General features: G+C 68.5%; 14 protein-coding genes. 6 read left to right on the forward strand and 8 right to left on the reverse strand.

Annotated elements, in window-relative coordinates:
* The first annotated feature begins 69 nt into the window (after positions 1 to 69).
* Together ACN469_RS07445 and ACN469_RS07450 are read left to right on the forward strand one after the other, a co-directional pair.
* A complete protein-coding gene (locus ACN469_RS07445) occupies positions 70 to 375 on the forward strand; it encodes a YkvA family protein (protein ID WP_240356151.1) in 306 nt (101 codons plus the stop codon).
* A 113-nt stretch (positions 376 to 488) separates the two neighbouring features.
* On the forward strand, positions 489 to 1319 hold the full coding sequence (locus tag ACN469_RS07450) for an SDR family oxidoreductase (protein ID WP_498765573.1): 831 nt from the start codon (positions 489 to 491) through the stop codon (positions 1317 to 1319).
* Position 1320: 1 nt separating this feature from the next.
* On the opposite strand, the gene ACN469_RS07455 is transcribed toward ACN469_RS07450, so the two are convergent.
* The gene (locus ACN469_RS07455) at positions 1321 to 1716 is read right to left on the reverse strand and encodes an SRPBCC family protein (protein WP_498765575.1); all 396 of its coding nucleotides are present in this window, start codon (positions 1714 to 1716) and stop codon (positions 1321 to 1323) included.
* Between the two features lie 136 nt (positions 1717 to 1852).
* Between ACN469_RS07455 and ACN469_RS07460 the strand changes: the two genes are divergently transcribed.
* Together ACN469_RS07460 and sitI6 are read left to right on the forward strand one after the other, a co-directional pair.
* A complete protein-coding gene (locus ACN469_RS07460) occupies positions 1853 to 3439 on the forward strand; it encodes an IS1182 family transposase (RefSeq protein ID WP_498765577.1) in 1587 nt (528 codons plus the stop codon).
* 91 nt (positions 3440 to 3530) lie between these two features.
* Positions 3531 to 4253: a SitI6 family double-CXXCG motif immunity protein gene (gene sitI6, locus ACN469_RS07465; protein WP_498765579.1), complete on the forward strand. Its 723-nt coding sequence runs from the start codon at positions 3531 to 3533 to the stop codon at positions 4251 to 4253.
* Here the strand turns inward: sitI6 and ACN469_RS07470 are convergent.
* The 4 genes from ACN469_RS07470 to ACN469_RS07485 form a co-directional block, all read right to left on the reverse strand.
* On the reverse strand, positions 4250 to 4894 hold the full coding sequence (locus ACN469_RS07470; RefSeq protein WP_498765581.1) for a phospholipid scramblase-related protein: 645 nt from the start codon (positions 4892 to 4894) through the stop codon (positions 4250 to 4252). The genes sitI6 and ACN469_RS07470 overlap by 4 nt on opposite strands.
* A 37-nt stretch (positions 4895 to 4931) precedes the next feature.
* Positions 4932 to 6062: a tol-pal system YbgF family protein gene (locus ACN469_RS07475; RefSeq protein ID WP_498765583.1), complete on the reverse strand. Its 1131-nt coding sequence runs from the start codon at positions 6060 to 6062 to the stop codon at positions 4932 to 4934.
* Positions 6063 to 6146: 84 nt separating this feature from the next.
* Complete coding sequence (locus tag ACN469_RS07480; protein WP_498765585.1) at positions 6147 to 8759, reverse strand: VIT domain-containing protein; 2613 nt, start codon at positions 8757 to 8759, stop codon at positions 6147 to 6149.
* The gene (locus ACN469_RS07485) at positions 8756 to 9253 is read right to left on the reverse strand and encodes a helix-turn-helix domain-containing protein (protein ID WP_498765587.1); all 498 of its coding nucleotides are present in this window, start codon (positions 9251 to 9253) and stop codon (positions 8756 to 8758) included. The genes ACN469_RS07480 and ACN469_RS07485 overlap by 4 nt, the downstream gene beginning before the upstream one ends.
* Positions 9254 to 9452: 199 nt before the next feature.
* Between ACN469_RS07485 and ACN469_RS07490 the strand changes: the two genes are divergently transcribed.
* Entirely contained in the window at positions 9453 to 9935 is a 483-nt protein-coding gene (locus ACN469_RS07490) for a DUF2721 domain-containing protein (protein ID WP_498765589.1), read from the forward strand.
* On the opposite strand, the gene ACN469_RS07495 is transcribed toward ACN469_RS07490, so the two are convergent.
* The 3 genes from ACN469_RS07495 to ACN469_RS07505 form a co-directional block, all read right to left on the reverse strand.
* Positions 9932 to 10099, reverse strand: a complete 168-nt coding sequence (locus ACN469_RS07495) for a hypothetical protein (protein WP_498765591.1) — start codon at positions 10097 to 10099, stop codon at positions 9932 to 9934. The two genes, ACN469_RS07490 and ACN469_RS07495, sit on opposite strands and share 4 nt — an antisense overlap.
* 377 nt (positions 10100 to 10476) lie before the next feature.
* Complete coding sequence (locus ACN469_RS07500; protein WP_498765593.1) at positions 10477 to 11322, reverse strand: slipin family protein; 846 nt, start codon at positions 11320 to 11322, stop codon at positions 10477 to 10479.
* Entirely contained in the window at positions 11319 to 12632 is a 1314-nt protein-coding gene (locus ACN469_RS07505; RefSeq protein ID WP_498765599.1) for an NfeD family protein, read from the reverse strand. Before ACN469_RS07505 ends, ACN469_RS07500 begins: the two co-directional genes overlap by 4 nt.
* Before the next feature lie 291 nt (positions 12633 to 12923).
* Between ACN469_RS07505 and ACN469_RS07510 the strand changes: the two genes are divergently transcribed.
* Positions 12924 to 13148 carry a hypothetical protein gene (locus ACN469_RS07510; RefSeq protein WP_498765595.1) on the forward strand — a complete coding sequence of 75 codons (225 nt, stop codon included), beginning with the start codon at positions 12924 to 12926 and terminating at the stop codon, positions 13146 to 13148.
* The last annotated feature ends 161 nt before the right edge of the window (positions 13149 to 13309 follow it).

Here is a 13309-nt window from a genome sequence, read left to right on the forward strand (position 1 = left end):
GGCAGGCGGCGTACGCTGGGGTGGCTCCCTGGGTGCAATCACCCGGCCTCCCCGTGCGTAGAGGTAGGTATGAACATCGCAGGTCTTCGTGGCATGGGCACCCGCTTCTTTCAGTACGTGAGGGACCCTCGCGTGGCGCTCTGGCGGAAGCTGGCCGGAGTGGTGGCGGTGGTCTACTTCCTGTCGCCGGTGGACGCGGTGCCGGACTTCATCCCCGTGTTGGGCTGGTTGGACGACCTGGGCATGCTGTCCGCGGCGGCGTTCTTCATGGTGCGTGAGGTCCAGCGCTACCGGCCCGAGCAGCCCTGGGATGGTGTCCCGAGGGACGCGGAGGGACACGAGCGCGTGCCGCCCACCGTGCGAAAGCACGTCTGAGCCGGAAAGTTCCGCCCGGAATTCCTGGCTCCAGCAGTGTCCCGGGAGTGTGACGCCACGCGTCCGCGAGTTCCCGTGGTGCGCGCGGAGGGGACGCGGAATCATGGGCGTGCATGGACACGTCCCAGGGAAGCAAGGTGGTCCTCGTCACGGGAGCCTCCTCGGGTATTGGCGAGGCGTGCGTCGAGCTGCTGACGGTGCGCAAGCACATCGTCTACGGCACGAGCCGTCGTCCGCCGACGAAGGAATCGGTGGGCTACCGGATGCTGGAGCTGGACGTGACGCAGGACGCGTCCGTGCGCCGCGCGGTGCAGACGGTGCTGGAGCGTGAGGGCCGCATCGACGTCGTGGTGAACAACGCGGGCCACGCGTTGGCGGGGGCGGTGGAGGACACATCCGTGGAGGAGGCGTGGCGGCAGCTCGACACCAACGTGTTGGGCGTGTTGCGCGTCTGCCAGGCGGTGTTGCCATCCATGCGTGAGCGGCGCTCGGGCCGCATCATCAACATCAGCTCATTGGGTGGGGCGGTGGGGTTGCCGTTCCAGGGTTTCTACAGCGCGAGCAAGTTCGCGTTGGAGGGGCTGACGGAGAGCCTGCGCCAGGAGGTGGAGGCGTATGGTATCCACGCGACGCTGGTGCAGCCGGGAGACGTGCGCACGCGACTGACGGACAACCGGGTGCGCGCGGCGGCGTCTGGTGAAGGCTCGGCGTATCGGGAGTCCTTCGAGAAGGTGTTGACCATCATCGAGAAGGAGGAGCGTGAGGGCGTGTCTTCCGAGGACGTGGCGCGGCGGGTGCTGGAGGTGATGGAGGTGGAGGCGCCCGACGTGCGGTACTCGGTGGGGAAGCTGGCGCAGCGCGTGGCCCTGGTGGCGAAGGTGCTGCTGCCCGCGAAGACCTTCGAGGGCATCCTGATGTCCATGTATGGCTTGAAGCGGCGCTGAGCTAGCGGTGCTTGTCGAGCGCCGTCTTCATGGCGGCCATGCCTTCCTCAATCATGGGGCCGACCACTGCGCTGGCCTCGTGGGGCAGGAAATCGGCGGTCCAGACGACTCGGCTCCCCGTGCCCTCCGCGAAGACCTGGACTGCTCCGTTGTAGTGGGTCAGCGGTCCACCTTCCGCGCCCCACACGAGGCGCCGTTCCTTGTCGTCCACCGTCACGATGGGCTCTCTGACGACCATGCCGTTGCGGAAGGTGACCACGCGGGCTCCCGGCTCGAGGCGTGTATCGACCACGAACCCGGGAACCAACCGAGTGTGGAGCGCGCCGATGTCACGGATTGCATCCCAGACAAACTCGGGCGTGGCGCTTGTCGTGATTTCATTCTGGATGGAAGCCATTGTCGTGTTCTCCTGGGGTGAGCCCTGCTTCTAGAGCGCCGATCAGGAATCAGCCCGAGGAAAATCGATCGCTTACGAGCACGGTCGACGCGGGCTGTCGCCGAGTGCTCAGGTCACCTCCTCACGGAGGTGCCACTTGGACCGATGGAAGCCCACGATGGAGTGCAGTGCCCGCGAGCAGAAGCTCCTGAAGCTCGCCGGCAAGAGTCGGAAGCTCTTCGTCTTTCTGCGCGAGCACCGGCACGAGTTGTTCGACGACGCTTTTCAGGCCGAGTTGGAGTCGATGTATCGACAGACGGGCCAGGGTGAAGCCGCGCAGCCGCCTGCGCTGATGTGCATGGGCCTGTTGCTACAGGCCTACCTGCAGACTTCCGATGCGGAAGCGGTGCGTCTGTCGGCGAGCGACCGCTGCTGGCGGTTGGTTCTCGGAACGCTCGATGATGAAGAAGACGCGCCCGCGTTTTCGCAGGGCGGGCTGCAGCAGTTCCGCGAGCGCCTCATCGCGCACGAGATGGACCGTCGGCTGCTCGAGCACACCGTCGAGGTGGCGAAGCGGACGAAGGGGTTCGATTCGAAAAAGACGCCGAAGACGTTGCGAGTGGGGGTCGACAGCCGCCCTTTAGAGGGAGCCGGGCGGGTTGAGGACACCATCAACCTGCTCGGCCACGCAGGCCGCAAGGTGGCCGAGTGCATGGCGCTCGCGCTCGGCACTGACGTCGAGGAGGTGTGTCAGCAGGCCGATGCGCCGTTGCTGAGGGCCAGCAGCATCAAGGCCGGCCTCGACATCGACTGGAGTGCGCCCGACGCGAAGCTCGACGCACTCAATCGCCTGTGCCGACAACTCGACCGCCTCATGGCCTGGGTGGCGAAGCAGTCGAAGTCGTGCGTCGAGGCGCCGCTGACGCGTTACATCGAAGCGCTCGCGCAGGTGCGCGAACAGGACCTCGAGCCTCGCCCCGAAGGAGGCGTTCAGATTCGACAAGGCGTGGCAGCCGACAGGCGCATCTCCATCGAGGACGCCGACATGCGCCACGGGCGTAAGAGCAAGAGCAAGCGCTTCAATGGCTACAAGCAGCACGTCGGCATCGACCTCGACACCGAGCTCGTGGTGGCCTGCGCCGTGTCACCCGCCAACCGCCCCGAAGACGAGGCGACGGACGCACTGCAGGAAGACATGGCCCACCAGGACCTCTATCCCGACGTTCTGCTCGTCGACAGGGCATACCTCAACAGCACGATGGCCGAGGACGTGCTGGCCAGCGGCGGCGACCTCGTCTGCCGGCCGTGGCGAGGAGCCAGCGCGAAGCCGGGACTGTTCGGCAAGCGCGACTTCAAAGTGAACATCCGCGACGGTACCCTCACGTGCCCCGCGGGTGAGGTGGAGCCCTTCGAGCCCGGCGCCGTCGTGCACTTCGACCCGGAAGCCTGCGGACCGTGCAAGCTGCGCCCCAGTTGTACCCAGGCCGCATCCGGTAAGGGGCGCAGCGTCACGATGGGCGATGACGAGCGGCTCCAGCATCGCCTTCGCTCACTTCTGCAGTCGCGCGCGGGCCGCGCACAACTCCGCGAGCGGGTCGGCGTCGAGCATCGCCTGGCTCATCTCGCCAACCGCCAGGGTCCGAAGGCCCGTTACCGAGGCACGCGCCGCAACCTCTTTGACCTCAGGCGACTCTCGGTCGTCCAAAACCTTGAGGTCGCCGCGCGCTTCCAGCTCGCGGCGTGACCTAACCTGTTCGGCGCTCTAGAAGGTGCTCGCCAGCTTCTCTTGGAGAATCTTGCGGCCCTCCTATTCCAAGCCGGGAGCGTGACGAGCGATGCGCCGATTCTTCTGGGTGGATGAGGACTACGCCGTTGTCGCGAAGTACCGGGGGTACGTGAATGCGTCACACCGATGGGGGTTGCCGGGCTTGTTGAGGTGCCCCACGTGCGGAGCAACCTGGGGAGGCCTGGGGCACCACTTTCCCGGCGTGGACCTGACACAACTGCCAGAGCATCGCGAGTTCGAGAAGGCCCGACCCGAGCCTCTCCTGGAGCTCACGCGCCTTCGCGAACAGGTACGCCCCCTGGTGCCTCCCCATGCCGCGCTTCCTCCAGGCACGAGCTTCGGTCCATTGGTGGGCACTTCAGTCGGAAAGCTCCCGGATTTCGTGTGGCTCCTCGATGTGCTGCTGCTCGACCAAGAGATGGTTGAGCAACTCCAGGTCGGAGGACTGCACGGGCTTCAGGCTTTCCCGACGGCCCTGCGCTTCAAGCAGAAGAACCCACCGGACCTGTTGGAACTCCAGGTGGACCCGCATGGCCTTCTGCATGCCGACTGCATCCCGCCAGAGGAACCCCCGCCGTGCGCGACCTGTGGCCGAGTGGCCTTCGGGCGGCCCGAAGAGCCCATCCTGGACGCGGCCTCGCTACCCCCGGACCTGGACCTGTTCCGATTGGCGAACTTCGCGACCATGGTCATCGGCACCGAGCGGTTCAAGGACGCCGTGCTCCGCCTCGGCCTGGACGGCCTCACCTTCCGAGAGCTCCCGACGCGCTAATCCTTGCTGCTCTCGCGCTGGCTCTCGAAGTGGACGAAGTCGATGAGGAACGTCGCCGCCACGGCCAGGGTGCGCAGGAGCGAGCCACGCAGCGCACCATCGAACTGGACGCCGAAGTTGTCGGCGTCGGTGAACATCTCCTTGCCGAAGCCGCTCCACCGCTTGGCGATGGTGCCCACCTCGCGCCCGCCCTCTTCAATCACGAACGTCCACGGACGGAAGAGCGGGCCGCGCAGGTGGCCCAACTCCTCTCCACCCGGCCCGACGATGTCATACGCCCGCGTGAAGAAGCGGAAGCGCTGTCTCACGCTGCCCAGCAGACGGCCATCGCCGTCCTCTACATCCATGCGCGCCAGCCAGAAGCGCCACGGCCGTCGCAGCCGAAGCGCCACCGCGCCCGAGGGAGACTTCAGCTCCATCGTGAAGGGGCGCTTGGCCTTGAAGAAGTTGCGCAGCAGGAGCAATCCCAGCCCGCTGCCCACCTCGCCCGCGAAGAAGACCGTCTCTCCGTCGTCCCCCACCACCTGGTACTTGTTGCGTCCCTCGAAGCCCGTGAGGATTTCTCCCCACTCCTTCACCTGGCGGACGCGCAGCGCGCGCTGATGCTGGAGGGACGCAAGGGCGGTGGAGTCGACGGGCATGGGTGCCTTCCGGGCAGGGCACTGCGAGACGGCGTGATTAGAACTGACCCGCCAGCGCCATGCCCGCGCCTTCCCTGCCCATCAGGGTGGGAGTCAACATCACCTGGGGAATCCGGGGCGCGTCGAAGTTGCGAGTGAGGAAGGCCGTGAGGGCCAGCCCGCCCAGGGCACCCACGCCCGCGCTGATGAGGATGGCGTCGCCGTCGTCTCCGTCGTTGCCTCCCGTGAAGGTGTACATGGTGCTGGCGCCGAGCAGCCCTCCGACGATGCCGCCCGCGTCGATGAGCAGCATGCGGCCTCGGGACACGGGCAGGCTGCGCGACAGCACGGCGAGGCCGATGATGCCGGCGGACGTCGCGGCCAGCTCGGCGGCGAAGAAGGACTTCGTGTTGTCGCTCTCCGACGTGGCCAGGAACAGGGCCGTCACCACGCCAGCCCACAGGCCGCCGGAGTTGGCCATGGACACCTGTCCCGCCGTGGGATTCACGAGGTTGGCGAGCAGGATGCCCACGCCGGTGAAGCCCGCGCCGCCGACGACGACGGACCCCAGCGCATCATCGCCCTCCAGGTCGAAGGCGAGCATCGACGCGATGCCGAACCAGAAGCCCCACACGGTGCCGGAGTTGATGACCGCGGCCTGCCCGGAGGTGATGCCTCCTTGCGACAGCAGGAGCGCGCTGGTGACACCCGCGCCCGCTCCGAGCATGGACGCGGCGACATAGCCCTGGTCCCTGCAGTCGGCGATGGCGCACAGCAGGATGCCCTGCGTCGCGCCGTGCAGCGTCTGCACCACCGTCAGCGAGGCGACGGCGGCGCCCGAGCGACGCTCCGTGTTCTCATAGACCGCGGCCTGCGCCAGCTTCGCGCCGGGCTTGAGCCGGGCACGGGTGAGCCGGCCGAGCTCGGAGGCATAGGGGTGCTGCGGGCAGACGGAGAGGACCTCCGTGAAGGCCTCCGAGGCCTCGGTGTCCTTGCCCCGGATGAGCGCGTCGAAGCCCTCGTTGTAGCGAGCCTCCGCTTCGGGAGGACACGCCTCGGGTGAGGTCATCAGCGGCGGAGCCGTCAGGGGCTCCGCGGAGAGCCGTGCTGGGGAATCAGGTCCGGTCCGCGCTTCATCCACGACTTGGGTGGCACTGAGCGCGACGAGCAGGAAGGTGGCGAGCGTCATGGGCACCACCCACTCTATGCGACGACCCCGGCCCGTCCACGAGGGAGAGGCCGAGGTCGCCGAGTCGTATTCAGGCGCGCCGCGTCAGCGAGCGGCGAGGGTATCGACGTGCTGACGCAGCTCGGCGTCGTTGCCCAGCCGGCCGTTGAGCCCGGCGAGGGGCTTGGCGGCCTGCTCGATGCGGCCCCGGGTGCGCGGGCCCGCCGCGACGAGCCAGGCCACGCCCAGCGCCAGCTCGGCGACTTCGGGGCTGCCAGTGAGCTGCGAGGCAAGGGTCAGCAGGGCCTCCACCGCCTTCTTCACCTGGGCGCCGTGCAGCGCGTGGCTGCTGGTGATGCCCTCGCGCAGCAGCTCCAGCAGGGCGAGCGCGGTGGCTCGAGCCTGCTGCACGGGCTCCGGCCCGGAGCCGGTCCCCGCCCACAAGCCGTTGGCGAGCTGTCGTCCCAGCAGCGCCTCCGCGCCCGCTCCGTGGGAAGCGACGTCACGGGAACGCTCGAGGGCGCCCTCCTCCTGCTCGGAGGCCAGGCCGTCCGCGTAGGCGTCGTCGTCGGAGAACTCGGGGGCCGCCAGGGACTCCTTCCGAGAGGCTCCGCCGAAGATGGCGCCCAGCAGGCCGCCGCCCTTCTTCTTCGCCATGTCGGGGGCCTGGGACGACTTGCTGACCATCCTCCGGCTCTCGAAGCTCGAAGCGGCCTCCTCCATCATCGGCGCGGGAGGCGGCGGGGGCCCGCCCGCGGAGGCCATGGTGGGCGCGGAGGCCATGGGCGCCGGAGCCGGGATTCGCATCGGCGACCCGGGAGCAGGCATGACCGGCTGAGTCGGCCCGCCACGGCGACGAGCACCGGGGCGCTGGACGACGGGAGCGGTCTCGGCCTCCTCGTTCTTCTGCGTGCCGAACATGGCCCAGCCCGCGGGAGCATTCACCGGGACGACGCGCGTCTCCGGCTGACCCGAGGCGCGCCTGTCACCGGTGCGCTCCTCCACCACGACGAAGGACGTGTAGCGCGTGACAATCTGGTGCTCGACGGCGAGGTCGACGATGCGCTTCTTCATCGACTCCGCGCGCCGGCCGGTGAGGCCCGCGGCCTCCCAGCTCCTGATGCGCTCGGCGGCCCACAACTTCTCCACCGCGGGGCGGTCCGACTCGGCGAGGAAGTTCACGTTCACGGTGAGCACGAAGGGCTCACGGCCGGAGCGGCCCCGCAGCGTCACCTTGCCGGAGCCCGGCGTGGGGTAGCGGCCCAGGAGCGTCCAGGGAACACCGTCGACCATGGTCGGCAGCTCGGCGGGAGCCAGCTCCGTGCCCTCGATGCCCTCGAAGGTGACCTGGATGTCGGTGACGCGAGGCGCGAGCGCACGGGAGAACTGGGCGACGACCTTGTCGTCGATGCGCTCGCCCGGGTGGATGAACTCCACGTCGCCGCCGGTCTGCTTCGCCATGTCACGCAGCAGCGCGTCGCTGACGTTGGTGCCGATGCCAAACGAGTACACGCGCGCGGTCTTCCGCTCGGCGAGCACGGCGCGGAGGATCTCCTCCTCGTTGCCCACCTGTCCGTCCGTCAGCAGCACGAGCACGCCGTCCGGCGCGGTGCGAGCCGCGGCCTGCATGGGCCCGAGCAGCTCGGTGCCGCCGTCGGCGCGGAGCGCGGCCACCCACCGGTCCGCCTCTTCCAGCATGCGCTGGGTGAAGGGAACGGGCAGGGGCTGGAAGGAGCGGAAGGAGCTCTCGAAGGCGATGACGTTGAAGCGGTCGCCTTCGCGCAGGTGGCGCAGACAGAGGCGGAGCGCGGCCTGGGCCTGGGGCAGGCTGGCGCCGTCCATGGAGCCGGAGACGTCCACCAGGAAGATGACCTCCTGCTTGGGGGGCGCGGAGGCCATGCCCAAGAGGTCGGGCACCACGGTGAGGGCGAACGTGCCGGGCTTGTCGCCCTTGCGGTGCGTGGCGAGCGGGGTGAAGACGGCGCTCGTGTCGGAGCTGCGCAGGGAGAGGACCAGGTCTCGGTCCAGGGACACCTCGCCGCGGGAGAAGCTCACCCGGGCGCGGGTGCCGCTCTCGCGGGTGACGGTGACGGCGTGCGAGGGGCTCTCGACGATGACCTCGCGGCCCAGGTCCACGAGCAGGTCCATGCGCAGGCCGTAGTGCACCTGACCGATGGGGGGCGAGATGCGGTCCGCGTCGGGGACGCGCGACGTGGGCTCGGCGCTGCCGTGGCCGGTGCGGTCACCGGCGGCGTTGCCGGGGATGTAGCGCGGGGCGACGAGCGTGGGGAGCATCCACCGGACGCTGCCCTCCTCGGCGGTGACGGCCTGGAGGAACTCCACCTCGACGATGGTCTCTTCGCCGGGCAGGAGGTTGCCCACCTGGGCGGTGAAGACGTTGGAGCGCTCCTCGTCCAGCAGGGCGGCGCCATGGCCCGCGGTGACGGCGTCGTCATAGGCGCGGAAGGCCTCCTCGCGCTCCTTGACGATGCCCTCGACGCGGCGGCCCGCGCACGTCATGGAGAAGGCGGACAGGGTGCCATCGGACGGCAGGGGGAAGGTGTAGACGGCCTCGATGGGGCGCTGCTCGTCGTTGCGGTAGCGCTGGCGAACGCGCACGCGCGCATGTCCGCCGAGCAGCTCACCAGTGACTTCGACGCCCTGGAGGGGAACCTGCGCGCCCTCGCGAGTGAACAGCCCTGCATGCTCTTTCGTCATGGCTTCTCCTTGTCCTGGAACTCTTCGATGAGGGCCCTCACGCGCTCGGCGAGGGCACGAACCTTGGCATCCGCTGAATCCGCTACATGCAGCTCCAGTCCGGGGATGAGCTCCCAGCGCTGGTAGCGAGTCGTCGTCGTGGGACGCGGGCCGGTGGCCGGCGGTGCCACGATTTGTGAATCGATGGGACTCGTCGGCCCGTACGTGGGCGGAGTCGGGGTTGTGTCTGACTCGGCGAGCTTGCGCAGCTCGTCGAGCGACAGGCGCTGGAGCTCCGCCTGGATGGCATCCAAGGGGAGGAACCGGGCCTGGAGGACCCGGATGGCCTTGAGGCGTATGACGTGCTCCTCGCCATACACGGTGTCCGGACCCCGGAAGGGCGGCGCGGGGAGCAGACCCCGCTGGACGTAGTAGCGCACCGTGCGTGGCGAGACGCCCGCCTCCTCGGCCAGCTCCGCCAGCTTCCACTCACTCTGTGTCTTCCGCGTGTTCACGAGTCAGACAGTACGACTCGACACTGACAGTGTCAAGTCGTCAGTGTCATGTTTCTGCGAGGGTGGTGTCGAGATGTCCGGGTGGGGTGGTGTCGGACTGTGCAGTTCGAGTGTCGAGATGGACTGTCGAGTTCGAGGGGGGAGAGGGGGGGCGAGGGGTGGGTTGCATGGGGGAGGGGAGGGGTGGAACAGAGGGGGGATGAACGGTGTGTCGGATGGGTTGGACCTCTCGTCGATACGGTTGATTGGGACGGCGGTGACGCCGGCGGTGATGGTGTCGGCGTGCGGCATCGTGGCGACGGGGTTGGACAACCAGATTGCGCGGATGACGACGCGGATGCGGGAGATGTTGAGGGAGGCGCGGCAGTTGCCGGAGGGGAACTCGCGGCGGGACTTGTTGCGGCAGGAGGTGGTCATCCTGGACCGGCGGCACGCGATACTCGCGAGGGCCATCGCGCTCACGTACACGGCGCTGTTGGCGTTCGTGGTGACGTCGTTGCTGTACCTGACGAAGCGTCAGCTCGACATCCCGGAGTCGCTGCCGGTGTTGTCCTTCGCCATCGGCGTGTTGTTGCTGGGAGCGGTGGCGGTGCTCGCGCTGGCCTCGTTGAGGCTGAGCCGGCTGGCCATCACATTGGAGCGGGAGGAACTCTTCGGCATCACCCGCCCGCCACCGCGCTAGGGCATGTATGGATAGCGACCGAGGACGCGGCCATCAGAGGAGACCGCGTAGAGCTCGAACCAGTCGAACTCGAGGCTGACGCCAGGAGCCCAGCCACACCGCTCGGGGCGGCGGTCGATGCGTACGAAGTACAGGCCGGCTTCCTGTCCAACAACGACGTCCAAGGATTTGGCTGAGAACTCACACGTGCTTGTTCCCCCTTTGGGGAACCGCGACAGCACCTGTTGAAGCGCGGCATGGGCCGCCAGGACAGCGGGGCCATCCAGTGTGGCCAGAGGGCGCAGGTCCTTGGGCCAGGGAATGGAGTTGACCTTGTTGGGGCTGGGTGTGCCCGCATCCGTGACAGGAGTCGATGCCTTCGCCTTGGGTGGTTCCGTGCCCCCATCCGCCAAGTAGTGACGAGAAGGGGCGCAGGCCAAGGCGAGCGAGAGCAAGGCGGCTGCCCCGAGGTAGCGCCGATGCAGCCGTCCAGATGTACGGCGCCAACAAGAGGATGGAGCCATCCAAGTACTCGCTCAGGCGGAAAGACCTGAGCGACAGCTTACGTCAATCCATCCACGGGAGGCCCGTCCTCGTTGCCGTGTCTGTTGGAGTGACGCCTGTCGTCCTCGCCCGAGCCGAAGCCGCTGCGAGCCGCCGCCGCGCCGACAGCGCGCAGGATGTCGAGCGGGATGGGGAGGATGGTGTGATTGCCGCCGGTGGTGATCTCCACCAGCGTCTGCAAGTAGCGCAGTTGCAGTGTGGCGGGGTTGCGGCTGAGCACGTCCGCGGCCATGGCGAGCTTCTCGGCGGCCTGGTGCTCGCCCTCGGCGGCGATGATTTTCGCGCGACGCTCGCGCTCGGCTTCGGCCTGTCGCGCGATGGCCCGCTGCATCTCCGGGGGCAGGTCGATGTGCTTCACCTCCACGTTGGAGACCTTGATGCCCCACGGGTCCGTGCGCGCGTCGAGCACCTGCTGGATTTCGTGGTTGATGCGCTCGCGCTCGCTGAGGAGCTGGTCCAGCTCCACCTGGCCCAGAATCGCGCGGAGCGTCGTCTGCGCGAGCTGGCTGGTGGCGTAGAGATAGTCCTCCACCTCGAGCACGGCCTTGTCGGCATGGATGACGCGGAAGTAGACGACGGCGTTGACCTTCACGCTGACGTTGTCCCGGGTGATGACGTCCTGGGGCGGCACGTCGCGAGCCACGGTGCGCAGGTCGATGATGACCATGCGCTCCACGAAGGGGATGAGCCAGCGGAAGCCCGCGCGCTTCAATCCCACGAAGCGGCCGAGCCGGAACACCACGCCGTTCTGGTACTCGTTGACGATTCGCACTCCTGACATGAACAGCAGGAAGACGATGCCCAGCGGAATGAGGAACCCGAGCAGTCCGAACACGTTGGTCATGTCTTCACCTCGTCGACGAAGAGGGTGAGCCCTTCCACGCGCCGCACCACCACGTGGGCGCCGCGCTGGATGGGGGAGGGAGAGGTGGCGCGCCAGCGCTCACCATGGACGAACACTTCACCGCTCTCGGGAGTGACGGGGGCCAGCGTGGTGCCCTCCTCGCCCACGAGTCCCGCGTCTCCACCCCGCTGGGGCAGTCGCCGCGTCTGTGCGCTCCGCCACGCGATATAGGCCGCCGCGCCCGCGAGGACCAACGTGGTGGGAATCAGCCACGCCCACGACACCCGGAAGGACCGGTCCACGAACCAGTCCGGGTCGAAGCGGTCCACCAGGAACAGTCCTCCCAATCCCAGCAACAACACGCCCGTGGCACCGAGCAGTCCACTGGTGACGAACAGCTCCGCGACGATGAGCGCCGCGCCGAGCAACAGGAGCAGCAGGGCCCCCGCGCTCACGGGCAGCGCGGACGACGCCACCAGCGCGAGCACCAGGGCCACCAGGCCGATGAGTCCCGGGGCGATGCCGCCTGGGTGCGCCAGCTCGACGACGAGTCCGAGCGCGGCCATGAGGAACAGCAGGTAGACCAGCGCGGGATGCGCGAGCGCATGGACCGCGCGCTGGGAGAGGCTCGGAGTCAGCTCCACGAGTCGGGCATCCCGCGTGGACAGCCGCACCGTGTCGCCTCCCGCCACCTGCACCGAGCGACCATCGGCCCAGGCGAGGAACTCCGACTCACTGGGCGCGAGGTGCTCCACCACGCGCAGCTCGACGGCCGCGTTCGCGCTGACGGCGACACTGTCGCGCACGGCGGAGGCGGCCCACGTCGCGTTGCGGCCCCGCTGACGCGCGATGCTCTCGGCGAAGGCGACGGTGTCGTTCTCCACCTTCCGGGCGAGCTGCGAGCCCCCGGCGGCCTCCGGGTCCTGTCCAGTCACACCCGCGACGGGATGGGCGGCGCCGATGTTGGTGCCGGGGGCCATGGCCGCCAGATTGGAAGCGAGGGTGACGAAGACGCCCGCGCTGCCCGCATGAGCACCGGAGGGACCGACCCAGACGAGCACCGGCACGGTGGACCCCAGGAACGCGCGGACGATGGTGCGAGTGGCCTCCAGCGAGCCGCCCGGAGTGTCCAGTCGAACCAGCAGCGCCGAGTGCTCACCCGCCTCCGCGCGGCGCACGCAGTCGGCCAGATAGGCGCCCGAGCCGGTATCCACCGCGCCTTCCAACTCGCAGAGCGCCACGGTGGACGAGCCGGACGGAGTGCTGCTCGGAGGAGGTGTCGCCGCGAGCAGGCCCAGGGCCAGCATCATCAGGACGCAAGCGGCGCCGATGCTCCCCCGATGGATGTGGCGTGGGCGTGGCAAGTCACACCTCCTGAAGCGAACGCTTGCCCACCCCCTGCATCACCCGAGGCTCCGAGGTGTGAGCACACTCCCGACGCAACGGTGGTCATGCCCCGCTCAATCTTCCCGAGTCGACCCGCGCATGTCCGGTATCGGGCATGGGGAATGAGCGCCCGCACGCTGGGACGCTTCCCCGGTGGTCGGCGTGAACGACAAGCCGCACATTTGCTGCTCGCCAAGACTCGAAGGGGAGGATTCATGCGCCGCGTTGCTCTCATCACCGCCCTTTGCCTGGCCGCCGCCGTGCCGCTGGCTTGCAAGACCACGCAGCCCCCCGGAACGGACCAGCAGGAGCCGCTCCAGGGCCCTGACCAGGTGAGGGAGCCCGTGCAGACCGTGCCGGACAATCCGCCCGGCCCCGCCACGCCCCTTCCTGACCAGCCCGACGCGGGCTCGACGGAGACGGAGACGCAGACGCAGTAACGGGTTCCGAAGCGAGCCGCGAGCTGGGAGCACGCTCCCGGCCCGTGCCGTATCCACCCACCTGGGCAGACGGTCCTCGTGACACCGCCCCTCCGCTCGCGCACAGTTCGCGCGAACCGCGTGGAGACGAAGCCCGACGCGGAGCAGGCGGAGGCGCACGG

It is taken from the genome of Corallococcus terminator (assembly GCF_049194865.1).
GTDB classification, from domain to species: domain Bacteria; phylum Myxococcota; class Myxococcia; order Myxococcales; family Myxococcaceae; genus Myxococcus; species Myxococcus terminator_A.